General features: G+C 69.9%; 28 protein-coding genes. 10 read left to right on the top strand and 18 right to left on the bottom strand.

Going from position 1 to position 23,502, the window contains the following annotated elements:
* Positions 1-229 precede the first annotated feature (229 nt).
* Positions 230-523: a GNAT family N-acetyltransferase gene (locus tag E9232_RS01895; protein ID WP_309791798.1), complete on the bottom strand. Its 294-nt coding sequence runs from the start codon at positions 521-523 to the stop codon at positions 230-232.
* Positions 524-769: 246 nt separating this feature from the next.
* The gene (locus E9232_RS01890) at positions 770-1,891 is read right to left on the bottom strand and encodes an NADH:flavin oxidoreductase (protein ID WP_309791797.1); all 1,122 of its coding nucleotides are present in this window, start codon (positions 1,889-1,891) and stop codon (positions 770-772) included.
* Between the two features lie 98 nt (positions 1,892-1,989).
* Between E9232_RS01890 and E9232_RS01885 the strand changes: the two genes are divergently transcribed.
* Entirely contained in the window at positions 1,990-2,400 is a 411-nt protein-coding gene (locus E9232_RS01885; RefSeq protein ID WP_309791796.1) for a winged helix-turn-helix transcriptional regulator, read from the top strand.
* A gap of 146 nt (positions 2,401-2,546) precedes the next feature.
* A complete protein-coding gene (locus E9232_RS01880; protein WP_309791795.1) occupies positions 2,547-3,194 on the top strand; it encodes a glutathione S-transferase family protein in 648 nt (215 codons plus the stop codon).
* A gap of 39 nt (positions 3,195-3,233) precedes the next feature.
* Here E9232_RS01880 and E9232_RS01875 read toward each other — a convergent pair whose 3' ends face one another.
* A complete protein-coding gene (locus E9232_RS01875; RefSeq protein WP_309791794.1) occupies positions 3,234-3,695 on the bottom strand; it encodes a GNAT family N-acetyltransferase in 462 nt (153 codons plus the stop codon).
* A gap of 151 nt (positions 3,696-3,846) precedes the next feature.
* On the opposite strand from E9232_RS01875, the gene E9232_RS01870 reads away from it, so the two are divergent.
* Entirely contained in the window at positions 3,847-4,986 is a 1,140-nt protein-coding gene (locus E9232_RS01870) for a hypothetical protein (RefSeq protein ID WP_309791793.1), read from the top strand.
* Positions 4,987-5,131: 145 nt separating this feature from the next.
* On the opposite strand, the gene E9232_RS01865 is transcribed toward E9232_RS01870, so the two are convergent.
* Complete coding sequence (locus E9232_RS01865; protein WP_309791792.1) at positions 5,132-5,683, bottom strand: PH domain-containing protein; 552 nt, start codon at positions 5,681-5,683, stop codon at positions 5,132-5,134.
* Between the two features lie 107 nt (positions 5,684-5,790).
* Here E9232_RS01865 and E9232_RS01860 point away from each other — a divergent pair, with 107 nt between their 5' ends.
* A complete protein-coding gene (locus E9232_RS01860) occupies positions 5,791-6,705 on the top strand; it encodes a pirin family protein (protein WP_309791790.1) in 915 nt (304 codons plus the stop codon).
* A gap of 21 nt (positions 6,706-6,726) precedes the next feature.
* Here E9232_RS01860 and E9232_RS01855 read toward each other — a convergent pair whose 3' ends face one another.
* Positions 6,727-7,236 (bottom strand): hypothetical protein, encoded by a 510-nt coding sequence (locus E9232_RS01855; RefSeq protein ID WP_309791789.1) that lies wholly within the window; start codon positions 7,234-7,236, stop codon positions 6,727-6,729.
* 93 nt (positions 7,237-7,329) lie between these two features.
* Entirely contained in the window at positions 7,330-8,244 is a 915-nt protein-coding gene (locus E9232_RS01850; RefSeq protein WP_309791788.1) for a LysR family transcriptional regulator, read from the bottom strand.
* Between the two features lie 102 nt (positions 8,245-8,346).
* Between E9232_RS01850 and E9232_RS01845 the strand changes: the two genes are divergently transcribed.
* Both E9232_RS01845 and E9232_RS01840 read left to right on the top strand, forming a co-directional pair.
* Complete coding sequence (locus E9232_RS01845) at positions 8,347-8,577, top strand: TSUP family transporter (protein WP_309791787.1); 231 nt, start codon at positions 8,347-8,349, stop codon at positions 8,575-8,577.
* A complete protein-coding gene (locus E9232_RS01840) occupies positions 8,574-9,089 on the top strand; it encodes a TSUP family transporter (protein WP_309791785.1) in 516 nt (171 codons plus the stop codon). Before E9232_RS01845 ends, E9232_RS01840 begins: the two co-directional genes overlap by 4 nt.
* On the opposite strand, the gene E9232_RS01835 is transcribed toward E9232_RS01840, so the two are convergent.
* Both E9232_RS01835 and E9232_RS01830 read right to left on the bottom strand, forming a co-directional pair.
* On the bottom strand, positions 9,090-9,536 hold the full coding sequence (locus E9232_RS01835; RefSeq protein WP_309791784.1) for a hypothetical protein: 447 nt from the start codon (positions 9,534-9,536) through the stop codon (positions 9,090-9,092).
* Positions 9,537-9,603: 67 nt separating this feature from the next.
* The gene (locus E9232_RS01830) at positions 9,604-11,136 is read right to left on the bottom strand and encodes an acyl-CoA carboxylase subunit beta (RefSeq protein WP_309791783.1); all 1,533 of its coding nucleotides are present in this window, start codon (positions 11,134-11,136) and stop codon (positions 9,604-9,606) included.
* A gap of 135 nt (positions 11,137-11,271) precedes the next feature.
* Between E9232_RS01830 and E9232_RS01825 the strand changes: the two genes are divergently transcribed.
* Positions 11,272-12,438 (top strand): M20 aminoacylase family protein, encoded by a 1,167-nt coding sequence (locus E9232_RS01825; RefSeq protein ID WP_309791782.1) that lies wholly within the window; start codon positions 11,272-11,274, stop codon positions 12,436-12,438.
* 366 nt (positions 12,439-12,804) lie between these two features.
* Here E9232_RS01825 and E9232_RS01820 read toward each other — a convergent pair whose 3' ends face one another.
* On the bottom strand, positions 12,805-13,500 hold the full coding sequence (locus tag E9232_RS01820) for an ATP12 family chaperone protein (protein WP_309791781.1): 696 nt from the start codon (positions 13,498-13,500) through the stop codon (positions 12,805-12,807).
* A 155-nt stretch (positions 13,501-13,655) separates the two neighbouring features.
* On the opposite strand from E9232_RS01820, the gene E9232_RS01815 reads away from it, so the two are divergent.
* A complete protein-coding gene (locus E9232_RS01815) occupies positions 13,656-13,871 on the top strand; it encodes a hypothetical protein (protein WP_309791780.1) in 216 nt (71 codons plus the stop codon).
* 169 nt (positions 13,872-14,040) lie between these two features.
* Here E9232_RS01815 and E9232_RS01810 read toward each other — a convergent pair whose 3' ends face one another.
* Entirely contained in the window at positions 14,041-14,898 is an 858-nt protein-coding gene (locus tag E9232_RS01810) for a 5'-nucleotidase, lipoprotein e(P4) family (RefSeq protein ID WP_309791779.1), read from the bottom strand.
* Positions 14,899-15,047: 149 nt separating this feature from the next.
* Between E9232_RS01810 and E9232_RS01805 the strand changes: the two genes are divergently transcribed.
* Together E9232_RS01805 and E9232_RS01800 are read left to right on the top strand one after the other, a co-directional pair.
* The gene (locus tag E9232_RS01805; RefSeq protein ID WP_309791778.1) at positions 15,048-15,668 is read left to right on the top strand and encodes a glutathione S-transferase family protein; all 621 of its coding nucleotides are present in this window, start codon (positions 15,048-15,050) and stop codon (positions 15,666-15,668) included.
* Between the two features lie 65 nt (positions 15,669-15,733).
* A complete protein-coding gene (locus E9232_RS01800; protein ID WP_309791777.1) occupies positions 15,734-17,428 on the top strand; it encodes a dihydroxyacetone kinase family protein in 1,695 nt (564 codons plus the stop codon).
* A 197-nt stretch (positions 17,429-17,625) separates the two neighbouring features.
* Here E9232_RS01800 and ureG read toward each other — a convergent pair whose 3' ends face one another.
* The 8 genes from ureG to urtE form a co-directional block, all read right to left on the bottom strand.
* Entirely contained in the window at positions 17,626-18,252 is a 627-nt protein-coding gene (gene ureG, locus E9232_RS01795; protein WP_309791776.1) for an urease accessory protein UreG, read from the bottom strand.
* On the bottom strand, positions 18,249-18,941 hold the full coding sequence (locus E9232_RS01790; RefSeq protein WP_309791775.1) for an urease accessory protein UreF: 693 nt from the start codon (positions 18,939-18,941) through the stop codon (positions 18,249-18,251). Before E9232_RS01790 ends, ureG begins: the two co-directional genes overlap by 4 nt.
* Entirely contained in the window at positions 18,934-19,395 is a 462-nt protein-coding gene (locus E9232_RS01785; RefSeq protein ID WP_309791773.1) for an urease accessory protein UreE, read from the bottom strand. The genes E9232_RS01790 and E9232_RS01785 overlap by 8 nt, the downstream gene beginning before the upstream one ends.
* Positions 19,396-19,587: 192 nt before the next feature.
* Positions 19,588-21,297: an urease subunit alpha gene (gene ureC, locus E9232_RS01780; RefSeq protein ID WP_309791772.1), complete on the bottom strand. Its 1,710-nt coding sequence runs from the start codon at positions 21,295-21,297 to the stop codon at positions 19,588-19,590.
* A gap of 12 nt (positions 21,298-21,309) precedes the next feature.
* Complete coding sequence (locus E9232_RS01775; RefSeq protein WP_309791771.1) at positions 21,310-21,630, bottom strand: urease subunit beta; 321 nt, start codon at positions 21,628-21,630, stop codon at positions 21,310-21,312.
* A 10-nt stretch (positions 21,631-21,640) separates the two neighbouring features.
* Positions 21,641-21,943 (bottom strand): urease subunit gamma, encoded by a 303-nt coding sequence (locus E9232_RS01770; RefSeq protein ID WP_309791770.1) that lies wholly within the window; start codon positions 21,941-21,943, stop codon positions 21,641-21,643.
* Between the two features lie 18 nt (positions 21,944-21,961).
* Complete coding sequence (locus tag E9232_RS01765) at positions 21,962-22,777, bottom strand: urease accessory protein UreD (protein WP_309791769.1); 816 nt, start codon at positions 22,775-22,777, stop codon at positions 21,962-21,964.
* A 28-nt stretch (positions 22,778-22,805) separates the two neighbouring features.
* Entirely contained in the window at positions 22,806-23,501 is a 696-nt protein-coding gene (gene urtE / locus E9232_RS01760; RefSeq protein ID WP_309791768.1) for an urea ABC transporter ATP-binding subunit UrtE, read from the bottom strand.
* Between the last annotated feature and the right edge of the window lies 1 nt (position 23,502).

The following is a 23,502-nucleotide window of genomic DNA, read 5'->3' as shown; positions in this document are numbered from 1 at the left end:
TCCGACAATGTTCGGCAGGGAATATTAGCGGCGGACCACCGGACCATGACTCATTGCCCGGATGATCGCGACTGGCCCAATGGGAGAGCCTTCGCACGGGCCGTCCGCCCGATACCCGACTCAGCCTCCCCCTTCCGGATGGCCATACGTCCTTCGAGGTATTCGCAAGCCGGAACCCCGGAATGGTCCTGGGACAGCCAACTGCGAGAGCGCTACCGCGTGCCGGGCCTCACCCGATCGCCTTCGTCATCTCCACCCAGGTCGGCCGGTCATAGCCCGGATGAGCATGCAGTGCGCCATCGGTGAAGCCGAGCGAGCGGAAGAAGCGGCGGTTGCCATCCAGCGCCAGGCGGACGCCGAGCGTCAGCCGCGCCCCGCCCAGCCGCGCCTCATCCTCGGCTGCCGCCATCAGCGCCCGGCCAACGCCGCCGCAGCAATGCGCGCCGGCCACAGCCACCCGGCCGACATAGATGTCGCCGCGCTCGCGCCGCTGCAGAAACAGGCAGCCATTACGGTGGGCCATTACGGTGACAGTGCACTTTTAGCGAGCTCTATCATTGCCCGCCATGAAGTAAGGTCTGGTCGCCAACCAATTCGTGCACTGTCACTGTAATTCACACCGCAATTCAATAAGGCGACATTGGGCCGACCCCTCGCAAGCGGACGTCGCGCAAAGCGGCGTCAATCTGGATTGACCATGATCCTGGACCATTCACCACCGCCGGTTCGACGACCGGCGGTGGTATTGTCGCGCTGCTGGCGGAGCCCGTCAGACGAGTTCGGCCATCGCGGAAGCCTCGAAGCCGTGCAGGGCGTCCGAGTTGCCCTTGCGCACCTTCGCCGCCCATTGCGGATCGCTGAGGAGCGCCCGCCCGACTGCGATCAGGTCGAACTCGTCGCGCTCCATCCGTGCGACCAGCCGGTCCAGGCCTGCCTTCGTCGCACCCTCTCCGCCAAAGGCGGCCATGAAGTCTCCAGACAGGCCGACCGAGCCCACGCTGATTGTCGCAGCCCCTGTCAGCTTCTTTGCCCATCCCGCGAAGTTGAGGCCGTGTTCGCCGTCGACCTCGGGGAATTCCGGCTCCCAGAAACGGCGCTGCGAGCAGTGCAGCGCATCGGCGCCAGCCTCGACCAGGGGCCGGAGCCAGGCCGCCATTTCATCGGGCGTTTCCGCCAGGCGGGCGGTGAAATCCTGCTGCTTCCATTGGCTGAGCCGGATGATGATCGGAAAGTCGGGCCCGACCGCGGCGCGCACCGCCGCGACGATCTCGGCGGCGAAGCGCGACCGCTCGCCTATGGTGGCACCGCCATAGCGGTCCGCGCGGCGGTTGGTGCCCGCCCAGAAGAACTGGTCGATCAGATAGCCATGGGCGCCGTGCAGTTCGATCGTGTCGAAGCCGAGCCGCTTGGCCTCGGCCGCCGCCTTCGCAAAGGCTGCAATCGTGTCGGCGATCGCCGCATCGCTCATCGCGACGCCGCGTTCCACGCCGGGCGCATCGAGGCCGGACGGGCTTTCGACCGGGGCGTCGGCCGTCCAGTCCGTGAGGAAACTCTTGACCGCGCCGGTGTGCCACAGCTGCGGGCCCATCCGGCCGCCGGCGTCATGCACTGCGTCGATCACCCCCTGCCAACCGGCAAGGGCAGCTTCGCCATGGAAGAAGGGAATGCCGGGGTCGTTTCGCGATGCCGGGCGATCGACCACCGTCCCTTCGGACAGGATGAGGCCGACGCCGCCTTCGGCGCGCCGGCGATAATAGGCAGCATTGGCTGGGCCGGGCACGCCGCCGGGGGCGAATGAGCGCGTCATCGGCGCCATGACGATCCGGTTCGGCAACGCGAGCGACCCCAGCTTGAAGGGCCGGAACAGGACATCGGGGGAGGAGGTAGACATGCAAAGCAGCTCCGTTGTCGTCGGAGCCGGATAGGTATACATCGTAAACTTAGCGTCAATTACGCACCTTGAGTCGCCTAGGTATAGTCGAGGAAACCATGTCCGGTGAGCGTCAGCGTTTTGCGGTCGACTGTCCCAGCCGCCTGCTGTTCGATCAGATCGCCGACAAATGGTCGGTGATGGTCCTGACGGTGCTCGACCCCGGGCCGATGCGCTTCAATGCGATCAAGCGCCAGCTCGAGGGGGTGACGCAAAAGGCGCTCACGCAGTGCCTGCGACGGCTCGAGCGCAACGGACTGGTATTGCGCCGCGTGATCCCCGTCTCGCCGGTGGCGGTGGAGTATGAGATCACCCCACTCGGGCGTTCGCTCCAACACCCGTTCAAAGCGCTTTACGCTTGGACGCTCGAACATCTCGGCGAGGTCGACGAGGCGCGCAGGATCTTCGATTCGCGTAGCTCGCCAAGTCCCCAGGCGGACGCTCGGATGTCAATCCCGGCGGTCGCCTGAACCTGCCGAAGGCCGCGCCGGCATCGTTTCGCCTGCTGCATCCTGTCGGCTGGATTTGCACGGACCGGGAGAATTATCTCGAGCATGGGTGTCGGGCCTGCGTCTGGCCGATCGTCTTCCAGGCAGACACGCTGTGGAGGACACCCATGACGATCACGATCACCGCCTTTGAACGCTCTCCCGATCGCGGCAATGGGCTGGCGCGTGACATGCGGGTTCGCTGGGCGCTGGAAGAAGCGGGCCTGCCCTACGAGGTTCGCCTGGTTTCGTTCAAGACGATGAAGGAACCCGCGCATCTCGCGCTGCAGCCTTTCGGGCAGATTCCGACTTACGAGGACGGCGATCTCGCCCTGTTCGAGTCGGGGGCGATCGTGTTCCACATCGCCGAGCGCCATGGGGGCCTGCTGCCGGACGATGCTGCTGCCCGGGCGCGCGCGGTCGCGTGGATGTTCGCGGCGCTCAACACGGTGGAGCCGCCGGTCTTCGACCGCGCCCTCGCCAGGATCCTCGAGCGCGACGAGCCTTGGTACGAGCAGCGCCTGCGTGGCCTCGAGGACAGCATCCGGAAACGGCTGGACGGCCTGTCCCATCGGCTTGGCGATGCCGAGTGGCTCGACGGCGAGTTCAGCGCCGGCGACCTGCTGATGGTGACGGTGCTGCGCCGGCTGCAGGGATCGGATCTGCTGGCGGAGTACCCCAACATCTCCGCCTATGTCGCCCGCGGCGAAGCGCGGCCTGCATACCGGCGCGCTTTCGCCGCCCAGCTGGCGGTTTTCAACGCATCGAACGGCTGACGAAGGCTCCCTCAGCTCGAGCCGACGACCAATCGCGCCTCACCCGAGCGGCTTCGCCATCTCGATCCAGGTCGGCCTGTCGTAGCCGGGATGGGCGTGCAGCGCGCCTTCGGTGAAGCCGAGGCTCGCGAAGAACCGGCGGTTGCCGTCGAGCGCCAGCCGCACCCCGAGCGTCAGCCGCACGCCGCCCAGCCGCCGCGCCTCGTCCTCGGCCGCCGCCATCAGCGCCCGGCCGACGCCGCTGCGGCGATGGCCGGCGGCGACCGCGACCCGGCCGACATAGACGTCGCCGCGCTCGCGCCGCTGCAGGAACAGGCAGCCGACGGCGATGCCGTCCCCGGCCTCGGCCACCAGCCCGTGCTCGCGGCCCAGCAGTTCGGCGATGCTCTCGGGCGTCTCGCCCACCGCGCTGGGCGGCGGGTCGAGCCGGCCGACATAGCCGGCGAAGGCGCCGCGGACCAGCGCCACCACCGCCGCGATCTCGGCCGCGTCACGACGCATCGGCCGGACCGTCAGCCCGCTTTTTGTGGTTTCGTCGCCGCCCTGTCCCCGCTTCGCCATCAAATTGCCCTGAGATCGCCCTCCATACTGTGGTGCCAGAACAGAGGCGGCGAAGACAGCCCGACCCGTCGATATTTCCAAGGGGGAGACCATGAACCAACGCATGACCGCGAGCGCCCTGACCGTTGCCGCCATTCTCGCGGCCACGCCGGCGCTGGCCCAGAGCACCAACCGCGGCCTGCAGACGGTGGCGGACGGGGCCAAGGTCACCGGCCATATGACCATCGACTTCAATTCGCGCAGCGTCCGCAACACCAACGGCCTCGACGTCTACACCATCGAAAATCTGACGGTGGCGGACCTGATGGCCTATTCCGGCTCGGCCCAGCGCAAGCCGGAGGACACCATCACCTACAGCCTGAGGATGGACGTCAACAACCCGCAGAACCCCAGCCAGGTGGCCAAGGAAGTGGCCATCCTGCGCGGCGAGACGCCGATCGACGAGGGCGGGCGCTACCAGCCGGAGGCCGGCAATCTGCGCCTCGACATCGTCAAGGGCCAGCAGTCCAGCGGCAAGTTCGGCGGCATCATCCAGGGCCGCGAGGTGACGCGGTGGTGGGAACTGGGCGAGCAGATCAGCCGCGCCTCGAAGGCGGCGGACAAGCTGTATTCCCGCACCGTCAACGGCAAGGTCGTGACCATCCAGGTCAAGAACCCGGACCCCCTGTCCTTCCAGGGCCTGACCCTGGCGGCGGGCCCGCTGTCCTTCCTGCCGCAGGCCCGGGTGTCGGGCAATCTCGACTATGACTACGAGCTCGGCAACTGGCTGACCGACAACAACGGCATCAGCTTCCAGTACGCCATCGGCAACCAGGCCTACACCGACAAGGTCACCGGCTCGATCCGCTATGTCGAGGAAGAGGGCAGCTTCACCGACGCCAAGGGGCAGAGCCGCACCTACACCGGCTATTACGACTACAACCTGCGCTTCAACGAGCCGGTGGTGAAGCCGGCGGAGGCGTTCTTCGGCGGCGAGAACAACGACGCCGATGTCGACGCCTTCTTCGGCACGGTCGAGCAGAACCAGGCCGGGCTGTACGGCCGGATCTACTATGCCGACAGCGAGGATGGCTGCAAACGCGAGAAGGACGAATCCGGCCAGATGAAGTGCGTCGGCCCGACCAAGTCCGAGGTCTATTGGGACCTGAAGCCGGTGAAGCTGACCTACAGCCAGCTCGGCAACTGGTTCAAGCTCGAGCCGCTGATGATCGGGCCGTTCAACGACGAGTAAGCTTGAGGATGCATCTCCCCTTTTCTGTCATTGCCCGGCTTGACCGGGCAATCCAGGGGCCATCGAGAGCCGCTCTGGCCGCCCCTGGATGCCACGGTCAAGCCGTGGCATGACAGATAGGGAGTTTGCCTCCCTATGACCCTCCCTACCCCGGCAGCGGCCCGGCGCCGTGGCCGCCGTGATCGCCATGGCCGTCATGCTGCTCGTCCCCGGCCGAGGACACCTCGACCTCGCGGAAGCGCACCCGGTTCTGCCGCGCCACGGTGGCGCGGCGCAGATCGTCCAGCTTGGCGTCGGCGCCGGCGATCGGGCCGATGATGATGTTCGGCGCCGACTGGTCGCGCGTGGTCAGCCCGACTGTCCCCAGCCCCAGCACCATCCATTGCAGCGGCCGCGACATCGAGAAGTCGCGCACCCGGAACAGCTCGACCTCCTCGCGCTTCCGCACCAGGAGGCCGGAGCGGATGATCAGCCGCTCGCTGGTCAGCTCGTAGCTGGTCAGGGCACGCCAGGCGGTCCAGGCCAGCGCCAGCACGATCGGCACCGCGGCCAGCGGCCCGGCGACCAGGCCGAGCAGCACCGCCAGCACGATGGCGAGGATCCAACCATAGGCGCTGGCCCGCAGCGCGGTGCGGATCTTCCAGATCGTGGTCTCGCCGGCGGCCCCCGCCGCGGCGTCCTGGGTGGTGTCGGCCATCGTCTCTCCCCTTGGCTGTGCCGGGGCCGAAGGGTACGGTCGAACCGCGCGCCCGTCCATGGCGACCGGTGGCGCGCCGGAGGATTCGTGGCCCGGGATTCGAGACGATGAGCTGGCAACCCACCCCCGACGCTGCTGCCGGCGAGACGCCCGGCCCCCTGATCGAGACCGTGGTGATCCCGCGCACCGCCGACATCGGCGGCTTCGAGGTACGGCGCGCCGTGCCGTCGATGCAGAAGCGGTCGGTCGGGCCCTTCGTCTTCGTCGACGAGTTCGGGCCGACCCTGTTCGGCGCCGGCGACGGCATCGACGTGCCGCCGCACCCGCATATCGGCCTGGCCACCGTGACCTACCTGTTCGCCGGCGAGCAGACCCATCGCGACAGCCTGGGCACCCGCCAGCTGATCCGCCCCGGCGACGTCAACTGGATGACCGCCGGGCGCGGCATTGCCCATTCCGAGCGCACCCCGCCGGCCGCGCGCGCCACCGGGTCGACCCTGTTCGGGGTGCAGACCTGGGTGGCCCTGCCCGCCCCCTACGAGGAGGTGGCGCCGAGCTTCGCCCATCACGGCGTCGATGCCCTGCCGGTGATCGAGGATGCCGGCAAGACCGTGCGGCTGATCGTCGGGTCGGCCTATGGCGCCCGATCGCCGGTCGCGACCTTCTCGGAGACCCTCTACCTCGACGCAGCACTTCAGGCCGGCGCGGTGCTGCCGCTGCCGCCGGAGCATGAGGAGCGGGCGGTCTATGTGATCTCCGGCCGGGTCCGGATCGGCGGCGACGATTTCGCGCCGCAGCGCCTGCTGGTGCTGCGCCCCGGCGACATGGTCGAGGTCGAGGCGCTGGAGGAGACCCGCCTGCTGGTGTTCGGCGGCGAGCCGCTGGATGGCCCGCGCCGGCTGTGGTGGAACTTCGTCGCCCGCAGCCGCGAGCGCATCGAGCAGGCCAAGCAGGACTGGCGCGAGGGCCGCTTCGGCGAGATCCCCGACGAGACCGAGAGGCTGCCGCTGCCGGAGCGGTAGAGGCACTGCCGCCGGGTGATGTCACGGCTTCGGCCAGGGCACGGTGCTGCAATCGATCTTCTCGCCCGGGGAATAGCGGGTGAAGTCGTAGGAAGTGACCGTCCCGCCCCGGTTCAGGGTGAAGACGACGCTGCACCACCACACCGCGACATGCGCCGGGATATAGTCGCCGTCGACATAGTAAGTCTCCGTCTCGGTGGACTGGTAATAGTCCTTCGCGTCCTTGACCTTGACCCTCTGGCAGGAAGACGGCCTCGGCTCGTACGAGCAATCGACAGGCCTCTGCTGCGCGACCTTTTCATAGGCACCGTCAACATGGACGGACCCACTGCTGTAGAAGGTCAGCCGCCGTGCGCCCGCGGCGTCCGTTTCTTCGGTCAGGGGCGTGCCGAACCTGGCCTCGACGGCGGCGCGCGTCGTTCCGACATAGCCCGCCAATTGCCGGTCGACCTCGCGATCGGATCCTCCGCAGGCGGTAACCAGCGCGAAGCCGGCCCAGGACAGGACGGCAGCGACCCTCCTTCGACGCACGGCATGTCCCCCGTTCCATGGACCTCATGCCGGATAGCGCCACACTGTGGCGCCAATGCCTTCGAAACCTGATGTCTTTGTGGCGGCGCAGACTCACGGCGCCGGCGGCGCGTCCTTGGCCAGGTGTTCGACCAGCCGCCTTGCGTGGGCCGGCAGCGCGTCGAGGCGGCGGACGCAGACCGTCAGCTGCCGCAGCGCCCAGGGGTCGGACAGCGGCACCGCCCGGATCGCCATCGAGCGGCGGCAGCGCCGGGCCGCGGTCTGCGGCACCACCGCCAGCCCCACCCCCTGCTCCACCATCCGGCACACCGCGTCGAACCCACCGAGCCGCACCCGCAGCTTGAGCGCCCGCCCGGCGCGGGCGGCGTGGCGGCCGAGATGCTCCTGCAGCGCGCTGCCGGGGCCGAGCCCGACGAAGTCCTCGTCCAGCACCTCGGCGAAGGCGATGCGCCGCCGCCGGGCCAGCGGATGGCCGCGCGGCACCGCCAGCACCAGCCGGTCGATCCGGAACGGAAGGGTTTCGAGCCCGCCCTGGCTGACCCCGCCGCCATCGGCGGCATCGGCGACGATGCCGAAATCGGCCAGCCCGGCGGCCACCGCCTCGACGATGGCGTGGCTCGGCCGCTCCTCCAGGTCGATATCGATGCGGGGATGGGCGGCCAGCCATTCGGCCAGCGGCTCAGGCAGGAATTCGGTCAGGGCGGCGGTGTTGCCGAGGATGCGGACATGGCCCTTGAGGCCCTGGGCGTAGTCGCCGAGTTCGCCGCGCATCCGCTGCATCTGCTGCAGCACCAGCCGGGCGTGGTGCAGCACCGCCTGGCCGGCCGGGGTCGGCGTCACGCCGCGCCGGCCGCGCTGCAGCAGCGCGGTGCCCGCCGCCTCCTCCATGCCGCGGATGCGGGCGCTGGCCGAGGCCAGGGCCAGGTTGGCCCGCGCGGCGCCGCCGGTGATGCTTTCCGCCTCGGCAACCTCCAGGAACAGGCGCAGATCGGTCAGGTCGAAGCGCATCGGGGCGGCCCTCGCCAATGCGGACCAGCCTTCGGCTCAGCCGAAGGCTGGCTCCGGGCCTTCCACATTGTCGCTGTGGCCGGGCGCGGGCAAGCTCCCGGCATGTCCGACCTCATCTTTCTGCTGCCCATCGCCCTCACCTTCCTGCTTGCCGGCTTCGTCAAGGGCGTGCTCGGGCTCGGCCTGCCGACGGTGGCGATGGGGCTGCTCGGCCTGGCCATGGCGCCGGCCCAGGCGGCGGCGCTGCTGGTGGTGCCGTCGCTGGTGACCAACCTGTGGCAGTTGTTCGCCGGGCCGCGCTTCGGCGGGCTGCTGCGCCGGCTGTGGCGATGATGGCCGGGATCTGCCTGGGCACCTGGGCCGGCGCCGGGCTGCTGACCGGGGCCCTCGCCGGCCGCGCCGCCATCGGCCTCGGCGCGGCGCTGGTGCTCTACGCCCTGATCGGCCTCGCCGGCCCGCGCTTCGCGGTGCCACCGCGGGCCGAGCGCTGGCTGTCACCGCTGGTCGGCGCCGCCACCGGCCTGGTCACCGGCGCCACCGGGGTCTTCGTCATCCCGGCGGTGCCCTATCTGCAGGCGCTGGGGCTGGAGAAGGAGGATTTGATCCAGGCGCTGGGCCTGTCCTTCACCGTGTCGACCCTGGCGCTGGCGGCCGGGCTGGCCCAGGGCGGCGCCTTCCCGCTGGCCACCGCCGGCACCTCGTTGCTGGCCCTGGCCCCCGCGCTGCTCGGCATGGCGGCCGGGCAGTGGCTGCGGCTCAGGGTGCGGCCGGAGCTGTTCCGGCGCTGGTTCTTCCTCGGGCTGCTCGCCCTCGGCCTCGACCTCGCCCTGCGGCCGCTGCTCTGATCAATCCGGCGCGACGGCGACGCAACCCTCGCCGGCATAGGCGTAGTTGGCGACCCGGCCGGCGCGGTTGAAGTAGAAGGTGGTCAGGCAGCGCCGGTCGATCGCATAGGGCGGCACATACTGCTGGTCATAGACCGTCCGCGTTTCCTTGTAGCGGTGCTTGTCGCCGTCGTCGTCGCGATAGGTGCCGCGGACAGTCTCGGTGCGGGGAATGCTGTTGACGTAGCCGCCGCCGGTCTCGACCCAGGACAGGTTGAACTGGGCATAGCGCCGCCCGTCCTCGGTGGTGCCCTCATAGATCGGCGGGCCGTAGCGCACGACCAGCTGGTCCTTCGGCTGGCCGATCAGCTGGTCGAGCCCCTTGCGGAACCCCGCCTCGGTGGCACAGCCGGCAAGCAGAAGCGCCCCGGCCAGAAGGGTCGTCAGGGCGCGAAAACGCGTCGTCATTCCAGTCTCGGTATCGGTCTCTCCCGACAAGGAGAGCACCATCCGGCCGTGGCGGAATAAAGGCGGCCTACAACGGCAGGTTGTCGTGCTTCTTCCAGGGATTCTCGAGCGTCTTGCCGGCCAGCATCGCCAGCGCCTTGCAGATCCGCCGCCGGGTGTTGTGCGGCATGATCACGTCGTCGACATAGCCGCGCGCCGCGGCGACGAAGGGGTTGGCGAATTTCTCGCGGTACTCCTCGGTCCGCGCCGCGATCTTCTCGGCGTCGCCGATGTCGGCGCGGAAGATGATCTCGACCGCGCCCTTCGGGCCCATCACCGCGATCTCCGCCGTCGGCCAGGCATAGTTGACGTCGCCGCGCAGGTGCTTCGACGCCATCACGTCATAGGCCCCGCCATAGGCCTTGCGGGTGATCAGCGTGACCTTCGGCACCGTCGCCTCGGCATAGGCGAACAGCAGCTTGGCGCCGTGCTTGATGATGCCGCCGTATTCCTGGCTGGTGCCCGGCAGGAAGCCCGGCACGTCGACGAAGGTGACGATCGGGATGTTGAAGGCGTCGCAGAAGCGGACGAAGCGCGCCGCCTTGCGGCTGGAATCGATGTCCAGGCACCCGGCCAGCACCATCGGCTGGTTGGCGACGATGCCGACGGTGCGGCCCTGCATCCGGGCCAGCCCGATCAGGATGTTGCCGGCGAAGGCGGGCTGCAGCTCGAAGAAATCGCCCTCGTCCACCACCTTCCCGATCAGCTCCTTCATGTCGTAGGGCTTGTTCGGGTTGGCCGGGATCAGGGTGTCGAGCGACATCTCCGGCCGGTCGGCCGGGTCATCGGTCGGTCGGATCGGCGCCGGCGAGCGGTTCGACGACGGCAGGAAGCCGACGAAATCGCGCAGCCGCAGCAGCGCCTCGACATCGTCCTCGAAGGCCAAATCGGCGACGCCGGATTTGGTGGTGTGGGTGATGGCGCCGCCGAGATCCTCGGCCGTCACCACCTCATGCGTCACCGTCTTCACCACGTCCGGGCCGGTGACGAACATGTAGGAGCTGTCCTTCACCATGAAGATGAAGTCGGTCATGGCCGGGGAATAGACCGCGCCGCCGGCGCAGGGGCCCATGATCAGCGAGATCTGCGGCACCACGCCGGAGGCCAGGACGTTGCGCTGGAACACCTCGGCATAGCCGCCGAGCGAGGCCACGCCCTCCTGGATCCGGGCGCCGCCCGAATCGTTCAGGCCGATCACCGGGGCGCCGACCTTCATCGCCTGGTCCATGACCTTGCAGATCTTCTCGGCATGGGCCTCGGACAGCGAGCCGCCGAACACGGTGAAGTCCTGGCTGAAGATGAAGACCAGCTTGCCGTCGACGGTGCCGAAGCCGGTGACCACGCCGTCACCCGGCACCTTCTGCTCGGCCATGCCGAAATCCGGCGAGCGGTGCTCGACGAACATGTCCCATTCCTCGAAGGAGCCGGGATCGAGGAAGACGTCGATGCGTTCGCGCGCCGACAGCTTGCCCTTGGCATGCTGGGCCGCGATGCGCTTTTCGCCACCGCCGAGACGCGCTGCCGCGCGCTTCTTCTCAAGCACCTCAAGGATCTCGCGCATTCTCTCCCCGCGGCTGTCCGCAAAGCGTCATCCGCCTGCAATAGCACGCGGCGCAAGGCTGGGCGAGATCGGGGCTTGCCAGCCCGGTGGGCATTGGGTCCTGATATCGTCCGACGTTCCCGCGAAGGACCCGCCATGAAGATCGAACCCGTGATCGCCGGTTTCGCCGACGAGCTGACCGCATGGCGGCAGGACATCCACGCCCATCCCGAGCTGGGCTTCGAGGAGCACCGGACCAGCGCCCTGGTGGCGGAGCGGCTGCGCAGCTTCGGCTGCGAGGTCGCGACCGGCATCGGCCAGACCGGCGTGGTCGGCACGCTCAGGGTCGGCAACAACCCACGCGCGATCGCGCTGCGCGCCGACATGGATGCGCTGCCGATGCAGGAGGCCAACGGCTTCGGCCACCGGTCGCAGACCGCGAACACCATGCATGCCTGCGGCCATGACGGGCACACCACCATGCTGCTGGGCGCGGCCCGCTACCTCGCGGCGACCCGCAACTTCGAAGGCACGGTGCACTTCATCTTCCAGCCGGCCGAGGAGGGCCGCGGCGGGGCGCAGGCGATGATCGCCGACGGGCTGTTCGACCAGTTCCCGTGCGAGGCGGTGTTCGGCATGCACAATTTCCACACGCTGGATGCCGGCCGCGTCATGGTCCGCCCCGGTGCGACGATGTCCGGCGGCGGCATCTTCGACATCGAGATCGCCGGCCGCGGTGCCCATGGCGCGCTGCCCGAGACCGGAATCGACCCGGTGGTGATCGCGGCCCATGTGGTGACGGCGCTGCAGAGCGTGGTGGCCCGCAACGTCGCGGCACTCGATTCGGCGGTGGTCAGCGTCACCCAGATCCATGCCGGCGACGCCTACAACATCATCCCCGACACGGCGGTGCTGCGCGGCACCTTCCGCGCGCTGCGCATGGAGGTGCTGGAGGCGCTGAAAACGCGGATCGAGGCGATCGCCCGCGATGTCGCCAGTGCCTTCGGCGGCCGGGCCGACCCGAATGTGCGGATCACCGTGATCCCGGTGATCAACAATGACGCCGAGACCGCCTGGGTCGCCGAGGCCGCGGCGGAGGCGCTGGGCGCCGATGCGGTCGACCGCAACGGCGCCATCGTCATGGCGTCGGAGGATTTCGCCTTCATGCTGGCGGAGAAGCCGGGCGCCTTCCTGTTCATCGGCAACGGCAAGGGCAGCGTGCCGGTGCACAACCCGCATTACGACTTCAACGACGAGATCCTGCCGGTCGGCGCCACGCTGTGGTCGCGGCTGGTGGAGACCCGGCTGAAGAAGGCGGGGTGATCACGCTCCGCAGGGATTCGACATGGGCACGGGACCCGCTATGATCACGTGCCATTCCATGCTGGAGAAACCTATGTCTGCAGACCGGTCGCTACGCTAGCCCCGCAATAGGGCGGGGCCGCGCCGGGACCGAGTGGCATGGGAAAGAACAAGGGGCGCGCCTATCGTCGCGTCCAGCGTCGGCGTCTGGTCGCCAAAGCCCGCAAGCTGTATCCAGGGATGAAGTGTCCGGCCGTGCTGGCCGATCACCTTGCGGCGTGCTCCTGCTGGATGTGCGGAAATCCCCGACGATGGCTGAGGGAAGTCACCCTGCAAGAGCGGCGGGCCGACTCACGAGCCGGCGACACCGATACAGCGGACTGACAATCAGCGCGCGGCGAGGTCGGCCAGCCGCGCCGCGGCCTGCAACTCGTCCCGCAGTGCCGCCCGCCGGGTGGTGGATTCGGCGTCCTCGCCCCAGCGCTCGATCTGGAAGCTGGCATCCAGCTCCGCCGCCTCGAAGGCGGCGTCGGCGTCGATCCGGCCGGCCAGCAGCGCCAGGCCGATGACCAGCGACCCGGTCAGCGCCGTGGCCTGGTGCAGCGCCGTCAGCCGCCAGTGGTCCTGCGCCGCCACCGCCGCGCGCAGCGCCGCCAGCGACGCCGCTGGCTGGGCCTTGTGGACGATGCCCGCGGTCACCACCAGGGGCGCGTCATGCGCCGTCATCGCCCAGTCGAGCAGCGGCTGCCACACCGCGTGCTGGCGCTGGACCAGCGCCGCCGGCGCCTCGGCCCGGTAGCACAGCAGGTCGGTGCCGCCATAGGGGGCGATGGTGTCGATGATCAGGTCGCGGTTCGGCGCCACCTTGTCGATCGCAGTCGCGGCCAGCTGCATCAGCGGCATGGCGGACGGCACCACCGCCTCGGCCTGCGCGTCCCACTCCGCCGCCACCGCCTCGGCCAAAGCGCGGCTGGGCAGCACGAAGGCGGCCTTGGCCGGGCTCTTGATCGGCTTGCCGTCGAGCATGACGCCGAACCCGTCCCCGGCCGGCACCGCCGTCACGATCTTGTAGAAGCGCTTCATCACCCGACCCCGTCAGCATCCGCCGCGCCGATATCGGCAAATCGCGGCCGCGGATGCAACCCGCTTGTCGAGTCTCGCTCGCAGGGAGCAACCGGCGCTTCCATTTCCGCCCGCCCGGATGCTACCGCAGGGCCTGCGTGTCCGCAGAGGCTGAGATGTTCGACCTGACCACCACCATCATCATCCTCGCCGCGGCCCTGGCGGTGGTCGCGGCCATGGTGGTGCTCGACTGGCGCAAGCCGCCGCCGGGCGAGGTGCGCCTGTTCCCGGTGATCCCGGTGATGATGGTGGCGGCGCTGGTGGTGATCCTGATGCTGGCGCACCTGGTGTCACTGGTGACGGGCCACCCGTTCCAGGGCCGCGGCTTCTGAGGACCTGCCTGATAATGCTACTGGTGCGGCCGCCTGATGGCGGTCTCGAAGCTTCCGGTGCTCACGGACTCAAACGTCCGCTGCGCGCCGGTTCTCGACACCACCGCCAGCCGACTCACACCAGCGCATTCTCAAACAGGCCCTGACCACCGCGGCCCCGGCGGCGGGACTACTGCCCGTTCCAGGGCTGCAGCGCCTCGATCTTCAGCTTGCGCTGCTCCTCCGCCGGCAACTTGTAGTCGCCCTTGTACGGCGCCGATTCGAACGAGCCATAGGTCGGATTGGCGATGGCGATCCAGTCGCGGCCCCAATGGTCCTTGGCCGCCTCGAACGCCGCCTGCCGCTCCGCCACCGTGCCCTTGTAGGCGTCGGTGAAGTCGCCGAAATTGTCGCCGAGCAGCAGCAGGATCCGGTAGTCCTTGGCGATGAAGGCGCGGCGCGTGCTCTTGGCCGAGGTCCAGTCCGGCTGCTCCTTGGCGCTGAGGAAGGTGTCGACATTGTCGCCCATCGGGAAGCCCAGCGCCTTCATGTGCTCGACCGTCGGCCCCTCCTCTTCCTTGGTGCGGTTGGTGACGTAGAACACCTTCACCCCCTTCGACGCGGCGTATTGGGTGAATTCGACCGCGCCGGGAATCGGGGTGTCGATCTTGGCCTTGACGTACTGGGTCCAGGTCTTCGGATCGAAGCCGCTGCCTTCCGCCACGTTGCGGGCCTGGTAGGGCGAGGTGTTCAGCACGGTGTCGTCGACGTCGAGCACGACGGCCGGCGGGAAGTTCTTGAAGTCGCCGGTCTGTTCGGCCGGCGCCGCGGTGCGCGACGCGTCGGCCAGCGCCTCGTCCAGCCGGATCCGGGCCAGCGCATAGGCCCCGAGCGCATTGGCCTGGAATTCGACCGAGGTCTGGTCCCACAGCACGGCGTTCAGATTGTCGTTCTGTCCCGGGCCCTGCTGCGCCTGGGCCGAGCCTGCCGCCGCCGGAAGGGCCAGCGCCAGCAGGGCGAGGGCCGAGACCGAACCATATCGCGCCATCCGAAGCCTCCAATGTTACAGTTTCTTGACGGCATTTGAGCAAGGTGGCGGGGGTGACGGCAACCCTGTTCCTGCGCACCGCTCTCGCCGATGTCGCGACCCGTCTCGCCGTGTTAGGAGTGCTGGGGCCGCGACGAAGGGATGGAACCATGTACACGCTCTACGCCACGCCGGGCACCGGCTCCGCGCTCAGCGAGATCATGCTGGCGATCGCCGGCGTGCCCTATGCGGTCAAGTCGGTCGATGTCTGGGAAAGCCCGACCGACCGCGAGCTGCTGCAGCGCCTCAATCCGCTGACCCAGGTGCCGGTCCTGGTGCTGCCCGACGGCACCGTGATGACCGAGAGCGCGGCGATCACCCTGCATCTGGCCGATGTGGCACCGGAGGCCGGGCTGGCCCCGCCGCCGGGCCATCCGGGCCGGGCCGTGTTCCTGCGCCGCCTGGTGTTCATCGTCGCCGCGCTGTACCCGACCTGGACCTTCGGCGACGATCCCGGCCGCTGGGTCTCCGGCGATGCGGCCAAGGCCGAGCTGCGGGCCTCGACCGACGAGCACCGGAAGATGCTGTGGCGGCAAATGGAGGCGGTGACCGGCACCCCCTGGTTCCTGGGCGAGACCCGGTCGGCCATCGACGTCTACATCGCGGTGATGAATAGCTGGCGCCCGCGCGCCGAATGGTTCAGCGCCGAATGCCCGAAGCTGGCCGCCATCGCCGGAACGCTGCGCGCCGACCCGGCGCTGGCCAAGGTCTGGGAACGCAACCAGGGCTGATCCACCGCTGGCCTGGTTTAGATTCGGCTGATTTCGACCCACCCGATGCCGCAAGGGGCTTTGACATGAAGAAGCTCATCAACAATCCACGCCATGTCCTCCGCGAGATGCTGGAGGGGTTCGTCGACCTGCATCCCGGCCTGGCCCTGCTGGAGGAAGAGGCCGTGGTGGTCCGCGCCGAGCTGCCGGTGCCGGCCTCGCGGCCCGTCGCCCTGCTGTCCGGCGGCGGCAGCGGGCATGAGCCGGCCCATGCCGGCTATGTCGGCCCCGGTATGCTGACCGCCGCCGTCGCCGGCGACGTCTTCACCTCGCCCAGCACCGACGCCGTGCTGGCCGGCATCCGCGCCGCCGCCGGCCCGGCCGGGGCGGTGCTGGTGGTCAAGAACTACACCGGCGACCGGCTGAACTTCGGCTTGGCGGCGGAGCTGGCGCATGACGAGGGCATCCCGGTCGAGATCGTGGTGGTGGCCGACGACGTGGCGCTGCGCGACACGGTCGAGGCGGCGCGCCGCCGCGGCATCGCCGGCACCGTGCTGATCCACAAGCTGGCCGGCGCCGCCATCGCGGCCGGCAAGCCCCTGGCGGAAGTCGCGGAGATCGCCCGCGCGGCCGCCGCGGACCTGGGCAGCATGGGCGTGGCGCTGGGCGCCTGCACCGTGCCCACCGCCGGCAAGCCCGGCTTCGCCTTGGGCGACAACGAGATCGAGCTGGGCCTGGGCATCCATGGCGAGGCCGGGGTGCGGCGCGGGCCGATGCAGCCGGCCGACACGCTGGTGGCCGAGATGCTGGACGCCATCGTGTCGGACCGCAGCCTCGGCCGCGGCGACCGGGTGGCGCTGCTGGTCAACGGCCTGGGCGCCACCCCGCCGCTGGAGCTGTCGATCGTCGCCCGCGCCGCCTTGACCGACCTCGCGGCCCGCGGCATCGTGGTGGAGCGGGCCTGGGCCGGCAACTTCCTGACCGCGCTGGACATGCCGGGCTGCTCGCTCAGCCTGCTCAGGCTCGACGATGCGCGGCTGGCCCTGCTGGACGCGGCTGCGAGCGCCCCGGCCTGGCCGGGCGGCGGCCGGATCGGGCCGAAGCGCCGGATCGCGGCGCCGGTCCCGGCACCGACCGCCGAGGTCGTGGTGATACCCTCACCCCTCGCCGACGCGCTGAAGGTCGCCGGGCTGGCGGTGGCGGGCGCGTTCGAGAAGGCCGAGCCGCATCTGACCGACCTGGATTCCCGGGCCGGCGACGGCGACCTCGGCGCCAGCATGGTCCGGGCAGCGGAGGCGATCCGCGCCCTGCCCGGCACCGCCTGGGCGACGCCGGCGGTCGCCCTGAAATCCGTCGGCGACGCGCTGCGCCGGGCGATCGGCGGCAGCTCCGGCCCGTTCTACGCCACCGCCCTGCTGCGCGCATCGCGGCGCCTGTCCGGCGTTGCGACACCCACCCCCGCCGCCTGGGGCGAAGCCTTCACCACGGCGGTGCAGGCCATTGCCGATCTCGGCGGCGCCAAGCCGGGCGACCGCACCATGCTGGATGCGCTGCACCCGGCCGCCGAGGCCTTCGCCGCCGCGGTCGCCGGCGGCAAATCCCCGGCCGAGGCCTGGGCCGCCTGCGTCGCGGCGGCGATGGCCGGCACCGACGCCACGGCGCGGATGCGGCCGCGGCTGGGCCGCGCCAGCTATCTCGGCGACCGCGCCATCGGCGTGCCGGACGCCGGCGCCGCCGCCGTCCTGGTCTGGCTGCAGGCGCTGAAGCCGATTATCCGATAGACGGTCGCTTCACCTCTCCGCCTGGCGAGGCATCCCGGAATGCCTTCCCCAAACCGTCATTGCGAGGAGGCGAAGCCGACGAAGCAATCCATGGGCCCGCACGAGCGGCCCGATGGATTGCTTCGCTGCGCTCGCAATGACGATGTTGGATTTCTGAAAAGGTCTCTCGGGTGGGAGAGGTCACGCGCTGATCCTGCTTACGCGCGCGGAACCAGCCCCCCCGCCGTCTCGATGAAGCTGGCGATGTCCGCCACCCCGTCGCCGCTGCGCACCCGGGCGAAGACGAAGGGCCGTTCGCCGCGCATCTTGCGGGAGTCCCGGTCCATCACCTCGAGCGAGGCGCCGACCAGCGGCGCCAGGTCGGTCTTGTTGATCACCAAGAGGTCGGACCGGGTGATGCCCGGGCCGCCCTTGCGCGGGATCTTGTCGCCGGCCGAGACGTCGATGACGTAGATGGTGAGGTCCGCCAGCTCCGGGCTGAAGGTGGCGGCCAGGTTGTCGCCGCCGGATTCGATCAGCACCAGGTCGAGGTCGGGGAAGCGGCGGCGCATCTCCGCCACCGCCGCCAGGTTGATCGAGGCGTCCTCGCGGATCGCGGTGTGCGGGCAGCCGCCGGTCTCGACCCCGATGATGCGGTCGGTGGACAGTGACCCCGCGCGGTTCAGGAACTCCGCATCCTCCTTGGTGTAGATGTCGTTGGTGATGGCGGCGATGTCGTAGCGGTCGCGGAACGCCTTGCAGAGGGCGTCCATCAGCGCCGTCTTGCCGGAGCCGACGGGGCCGCCGATGCCGACGCGGAGCGGGCCGTTCTGGGTGCGGGTCATGTGCGGAACAACCTCGTGTACTGGGTCTCGTGCTGCATCGATGCGATGTCGGAGGCGACAGCAAGGCCGCCGCAGTGGCGGAACGGATCGCCGTCCGGCAGGGCCAGCGCCCGCGCGCCGGCGGCCTCGACCGCCGGCATCAGCGCGGCGATGGCGCGCTGGCCGTCGGTCTGGCCCAGCGGCACCAGCCGCTGCGCCGCCGACACCAGATTGGCGGCCAGCGCGTGCAGGAAGGCGGTGAGCGACGGCGCCAGCGCGATGCCGTGGCCGGCGGCGCAGGCGGCGACCGCAACCGGATAGGCCACGGTCTCGCCGATGCGCGCGGCCAGCCGTTCCAATCCGGGCAAGGGCCAGCTGGACCGTGAGATGGTCAGGAAGGCGGTGCCCTGGGCCAGGGTCTCGACCTGGCGTTCGCGCGAGACGGCCAGCGCCGACGCGAGATCAGCGATTTCGGCCAGCCGGTCGTCGTCGCCCCGGGCCGCAGCGCGGTGGGCGTGGGCGAACAGCGCGGCGTCGTTCCAGCCGGCGCCATGCGCCAGCGCATCCTCGATCCAGGCCACGAGCCCCGCCCGGTCGACCACCCAGCCCATTTCGACCGCCCATTCCAGGCCGCTGGAATGGCTGAAAGCGCCGACCGGGTAGGACGGCGACAGCCAGGCCATCAGCCGGTACAGAGAGCCGTCAGCCATGAGAATGCCCTTGCACGGCGCCATGGCCATAGGCGCCGCCTTCCGGGTCGAACGGCGCCTCGATCGCGATGACCGTGCCGCCGAGGCCGCGCACCATCTCCTCGATCACATGGTCGGCGCGGATGCGCAGCGCGTCCGGCAGCAGCTGGGTCGGCAGGTGGCGATTGCCGAGATGCCAGGCGATGCGGATCAACTCGGCCTGGCTGTCGGCCTGGATCTCGACCAGGCGCTCCGGCGCCGCCGCGACCAGGACGATGCTGTCATCCTCGGCCACCAGGCCGTCGCCGTGGCGCAGATGGACGGCCGCGGACAGGTCGAGCAGGACCACGGTCCCGGCCTCGCCATACAGCACGATGCGGCGGCGGTGCCGGGAGTCGAAGTCGAGGACGACGCGGTCGGAGACGGCAGCCGGGTCGAAGCGCCCGGCCGGGACGACGGCGGTGAAGCGCTTCATGGTTGGCCCCTTTTTCCTTGTCCCCCCTCCCCTTGCGGGAGGGGGGTAGGGGGAGGGGTCTGCGCGCGTCCGCGCGCGAATGGCCTGGGACACCCGCGCAAACCGAGAGAACCCCCTCCCCCTACCCCCCTCCCGCAAGGGGAGGGGGGACTCAGGAGAGCGGGCTCGGCTTTCATCACGATCACAGCCATCTCAGAACAGAAAGTACCGCTGCGCCAGCGGCAGCTCGGCGGCGGGTTCGCAGGTCAGCAGCTCGCCATCGGCGCGCACCTCGTAGGTCTCCGGGTCGACCTCGATCACCGGCGTCGCGGAATTGTGCACCATGTCGGCCTTGCCGATGCCCCGCGTGCCCTCGACCGCCACCACCTGCCGGGTCAGGCCGAGCCGGTGGCCGACGCCGTCCTCCAGCGCCGCCTTCGACACGAAGGTGATGGCCGAGGCCTGCATCGCCCGGCCGAAGCTGCCGAACATCGGCCGGTAATGCACCGGCTGCGGCGTCGGGATCGAGGCGTTGGGGTCGCCCATCAGCGCCACCGAGATGGTGCCGGCCTTCAGCACCAGTTCCGGCTTCACCCCGAAGAAGGCCGGGTCCCACAGCACGAGGTCGGCCAGCTTGCCCACCGCGATCGAGCCGACATGGCGGCTGAGCCCCTGCACGATCGCCGGGTTGATGGTGTATTTGGCGACGTAGCGCTTCACACGCGTATTGTCGTTGTCGCCGGTCTCCTGCGCCAGCCTTCCGCGCTGGACCTTCATCTTGTGCGCGGTCTGCCAGGTGCGCAGGATCACCTCGCCGATCCGGCCCATCGCCTGGCTGTCCGACGAGATGATCGAGAAGGCACCGAGGTCGTGCAGGATATCCTCGGCCGCGATGGTCTCGCGCCGGATCCGGCTTTCGGCGAAGGCGACATCCTCCGGGATCCCGGCATCGAGGTGATGGCATACCATCAGCATGTCGAGATGCTCGTCGAGCGTGTTGACGGTGAAGGGCCGGGTCGGGTTGGTCGAGGACGGGATGACGTTGGCGAGGCTCGCCACCCGGATGATGTCTGGCGCATGGCCGCCGCCCGCGCCTTCGGTGTGGAAGGCGTGGATGGTGCGGCCCTTGAAGGCGGCGATGGTGTCCTCGACGAAGCCGGATTCGTTCAGCGTGTCGGTGTGGATCATCACCTGCACGTCCATCGCGTCGGCGACGCTGAGGCAGCAGTCGATCGCCGCCGGGGTGGTGCCCCAATCCTCATGCAGCTTGAGCGATGAGGCGCCGGCGCGGATCTGTTCGATCAGCGCGTCCGGCCGGCTGGCGTTGCCCTTGCCGGAGATGGCGAGGTTGACCGGCAGCCCTTCCGCCGCCTGCAGCATGCGGGCGATGTGCCAGGGGCCGGGGGTGCAGGTGGTGGCCTTGGTGCCGGTGGAGGGGCCGGTGCCGCCGCCGACCAGGGTGGTGATGCCGCTGGCGATCGCCTCCTCCACCTGCTGCGGGCAGATGAAGTGGATGTGGCAGTCGATGCCGCCGGCGGTCAGGATCTTGCCCTCGCCGGCGATCACCTCGGTCCCCGGGCCGATGACGATGTCGACGCCCGGCTGGATGTCGGGGTTGCCGGCCTTGCCGATGGCGGCGATGCGGCCGTCATGGATCGCGACATCGGCCTTGACGATGCCCCAGTGGTCCAGGATCACGGCGTTGGTGATGACGGTGTCGACGGCGCCTTCGGCCCGGGTCGCCTGGCCCTGGCCCTGGCCGTCGCGGATCACCTTGCCGCCTCCGAACTTGACCTCTTCGCCATAGACCGTGTGGTCGCGCTCGATCTCGATCACCAGGTCGGTGTCGGCCAGGCGCAGCCGGTCGCCGGTGGTCGGGCCGAACATGTCGGCATAGGCGGCGCGGGAGATGGAAACGGGCATGGATGGCCTCCCCTAGCCCTGGACCGGATCGAGCGGCCCCATGACCGCCTGGCGGAAGCCGATCGCGATGCGGGCGCCGGCCAGCGCCACCAGCCGCACCTCGCGGCTCTGCCCCGGTTCGAACCGCACCGCGGTGCCGGAGGCGATGTCGAGCCGCCGGCCCCGTGCCGCCGCCCGGTCGAACGACAGGGCCGGGTTGGTCTCGAAGAAGTGATAGTGGCTGCCGACCTGGATCGGCCGGTCGCCGGTGTTGGCCACGGTCAGCACGATGCTGTCCCGCCCGGCATTGAGCAGGATCTCGCCCGCCGCCGGCATCAGTTCGCCCGGGATCATGTGGATGTCCTCATCGGATCGGCTGGTGGACGGTCACCAGCTTGGTGCCGTCGGGGAAGGTGGCCTCGACCTGGACGTCGTGGATCATCTCCGCCACCCCGGACATCACCTGGTCGCGGGTCAGCACCGCCGCCCCTTCCGCCATCAGCGCGGCGACCGAGCGGCCGTCGCGGGCGCCTTCGGTGACGAAGTCGGAGATCAGCGCGATCGCTTCGGGATAATTCAGCTTCACGCCGCGTTCCAGCCGCCGGCGCGCCACCATCGCGGCCATGGCGATCAGCAGCTTGTCCTTCTCCCGTGGGGTCAGGTTCACGGAGACTCCTCCCAGCCTTCAACATTGCCAGACGCGCGGCAGCGGGCGCCCGGCCCGCAGGACGCCGAGCGCCGAGATCAGGTCACGCCGCAGCGCGGCGCCGTCGGGGGCGGCGAAGCGGGCGACAAGCAGGCCGTTCCAGGCGCTGGCCCCGGCAAGGCCCTGCACCTCCGCCAGCGCCGCGCGCAGCGGGTCGATCAGGGCGGCCGCGGCCGGCGCGACGAAGAGCAGGGTCGCCACCGCCCGCGCGCCGCGGCCGAGCCCCGGCCGGTCCAGCGCCGCCGCCGGATCGCCGTCGACCGCCAGCGCGTCGGCGTAGAGCAGGCGCCCATCCCGCCGGATGCGCCAGGCATCGCGCAGGACGCCCTGCCGCACCGTCTCGCCCATCGCCGTCCGACCGAACACGATCGCTTCGACCCCGAGGAACTCGGCATCGCCGTGCAGGTCGATCTGCAGGTCGCGGTCAAGCCGGGCGCGGTCGAACAGGATGGTTTCCTGCGGCAGCCATTCCGCCGTGGCGCCGGCCTCGACCGCCAGCCGGGTCGTGATGACCGCGGCTTCGCCGAGCGAGCGGTAGATGCGTTCCGCCGCCTGTCCCGCCACCGTCGCCGCGGTGCCGTCGCCCCAGCGGACGGACTGGATCAGCCGGTCGCCGCCGGTCAGCCCGCCGGCTGTGTTCAGCAGCACCGCGCCGGCCAGCGCCCCGGCCTCCTGCCGCGGGAAGCGCGCCTTGGCGCAGCCCTCCTGGAACAGGACATCGAGCACCGTCTCCGCCCCCCGCCGCTTGAAGGCAAGGTTCAGCCGGCCGCGGGCACGCGCCAAGGGGACGGCCACGGCCGCCGGCGCCGCGAGGGCTGGCGGGTCAGACCGTAAGGTGACGACGGACGCTGTCTTCATCGAGCGCTGTCTTGTCCCCGTCCACCACGACTTCGCCGCGATCCAGCACCACCAGCCGCTGCCCCAGCGCGTGGGCAAAGTCGAAATACTGTTCGACCAGCAGGATCGCCATGGTGCCGCGTTCGCGCAGCATCGCGATGACGCGCCCGATGTCCTTGATGATCGAAGGCTGGATCCCCTCGGTCGGCTCATCGAGGATCAGCAGTCGCGGCCGGGTCACCAGCGCCCGGCCGATCGCCAGCTGCTGCTGCTGCCCGCCCGAGAGGTCGCCGCCGCGCCGGCCGAGCATGGTTTTCAGCACCGGGAACAGCTCGAAGATCTCTTCCGGGATGCGGCGCTCGCGCCGCGGCAGCACGGCGAAGCCGGTCTCCAGGTTCTCCTTCACCGTCAGCAGGGGAAAGATCTCGCGGCCCTGGGGCACGAAGGCGATGCCGCGCCGCGCCCGTTCCGCCGTCGGCAGCCGGGAGATGTCCTGCCCCTCCCACAGGATCCTGCCGGAGGCGACCGGCTGCTGGCCGACGATGGCGCGCAGGCAGCTGGTCTTGCCGACGCCGTTGCGGCCGAGCAGGCAAGTCACCTGGCCGGTCTCGACCCCGAGCGAGACCCGGCGCAGCGCCTGGGCGGCGCCGTAGAACAGGTCGATGGCTTCGACGGACAGCATC

Source organism: Inquilinus ginsengisoli, from assembly GCF_031453975.1.
GTDB lineage: Bacteria > Pseudomonadota > Alphaproteobacteria > DSM-16000 > Inquilinaceae > Inquilinus > Inquilinus ginsengisoli_A.
Note: the sequence above shows the minus strand (reverse complement) of the source record. Positions and strands in the feature narration are given on the sequence as shown.

Bases quoted from the DNA above. Each gene is read 5' to 3' on its own strand.
- E9232_RS01895 (WP_309791798.1), bottom strand. From the start codon at position 523: ATGGCCCACCGTAATGGCTGCCTGTTTCTGCAGCGGCGCGAGCGCGGC.
- E9232_RS01890 (WP_309791797.1), bottom strand. From the start codon at position 1,891: ATGTCTACCTCCTCCCCCGATGTCCTGTTCCGGCCCTTCAAGCTGGGG.
- E9232_RS01885 (WP_309791796.1), top strand. From the start codon at position 1,990: ATGTCCGGTGAGCGTCAGCGTTTTGCGGTCGACTGTCCCAGCCGCCTG.
- E9232_RS01880 (WP_309791795.1), top strand. From the start codon at position 2,547: ATGACGATCACGATCACCGCCTTTGAACGCTCTCCCGATCGCGGCAAT.
- E9232_RS01875 (WP_309791794.1), bottom strand. From the start codon at position 3,695: ATGCGTCGTGACGCGGCCGAGATCGCGGCGGTGGTGGCGCTGGTCCGC.
- E9232_RS01870 (WP_309791793.1), top strand. From the start codon at position 3,847: ATGAACCAACGCATGACCGCGAGCGCCCTGACCGTTGCCGCCATTCTC.
- E9232_RS01865 (WP_309791792.1), bottom strand. From the start codon at position 5,683: ATGGCCGACACCACCCAGGACGCCGCGGCGGGGGCCGCCGGCGAGACC.
- E9232_RS01860 (WP_309791790.1), top strand. From the start codon at position 5,791: ATGAGCTGGCAACCCACCCCCGACGCTGCTGCCGGCGAGACGCCCGGC.
- E9232_RS01850 (WP_309791788.1), bottom strand. From the start codon at position 8,244: ATGCGCTTCGACCTGACCGATCTGCGCCTGTTCCTGGAGGTTGCCGAG.
- E9232_RS01845 (WP_309791787.1), top strand. From the start codon at position 8,347: ATGTCCGACCTCATCTTTCTGCTGCCCATCGCCCTCACCTTCCTGCTT.
- E9232_RS01840 (WP_309791785.1), top strand. From the start codon at position 8,574: ATGATGGCCGGGATCTGCCTGGGCACCTGGGCCGGCGCCGGGCTGCTG.
- E9232_RS01835 (WP_309791784.1), bottom strand. From the start codon at position 9,536: ATGACGACGCGTTTTCGCGCCCTGACGACCCTTCTGGCCGGGGCGCTT.
- E9232_RS01830 (WP_309791783.1), bottom strand. From the start codon at position 11,136: ATGCGCGAGATCCTTGAGGTGCTTGAGAAGAAGCGCGCGGCAGCGCGT.
- E9232_RS01825 (WP_309791782.1), top strand. From the start codon at position 11,272: ATGAAGATCGAACCCGTGATCGCCGGTTTCGCCGACGAGCTGACCGCA.
- E9232_RS01820 (WP_309791781.1), bottom strand. From the start codon at position 13,500: ATGAAGCGCTTCTACAAGATCGTGACGGCGGTGCCGGCCGGGGACGGG.
- E9232_RS01815 (WP_309791780.1), top strand. From the start codon at position 13,656: ATGTTCGACCTGACCACCACCATCATCATCCTCGCCGCGGCCCTGGCG.
- E9232_RS01810 (WP_309791779.1), bottom strand. From the start codon at position 14,898: ATGGCGCGATATGGTTCGGTCTCGGCCCTCGCCCTGCTGGCGCTGGCC.
- E9232_RS01805 (WP_309791778.1), top strand. From the start codon at position 15,048: ATGTACACGCTCTACGCCACGCCGGGCACCGGCTCCGCGCTCAGCGAG.
- E9232_RS01800 (WP_309791777.1), top strand. From the start codon at position 15,734: ATGAAGAAGCTCATCAACAATCCACGCCATGTCCTCCGCGAGATGCTG.
- ureG (WP_309791776.1), bottom strand. From the start codon at position 18,252: ATGACCCGCACCCAGAACGGCCCGCTCCGCGTCGGCATCGGCGGCCCC.
- E9232_RS01790 (WP_309791775.1), bottom strand. From the start codon at position 18,941: ATGGCTGACGGCTCTCTGTACCGGCTGATGGCCTGGCTGTCGCCGTCC.
- E9232_RS01785 (WP_309791773.1), bottom strand. From the start codon at position 19,395: ATGAAGCGCTTCACCGCCGTCGTCCCGGCCGGGCGCTTCGACCCGGCT.
- ureC (WP_309791772.1), bottom strand. From the start codon at position 21,297: ATGCCCGTTTCCATCTCCCGCGCCGCCTATGCCGACATGTTCGGCCCG.
- E9232_RS01775 (WP_309791771.1), bottom strand. From the start codon at position 21,630: ATGATCCCGGGCGAACTGATGCCGGCGGCGGGCGAGATCCTGCTCAAT.
- urtE (WP_309791768.1), bottom strand. From the start codon at position 23,501: ATGCTGTCCGTCGAAGCCATCGACCTGTTCTACGGCGCCGCCCAGGCG.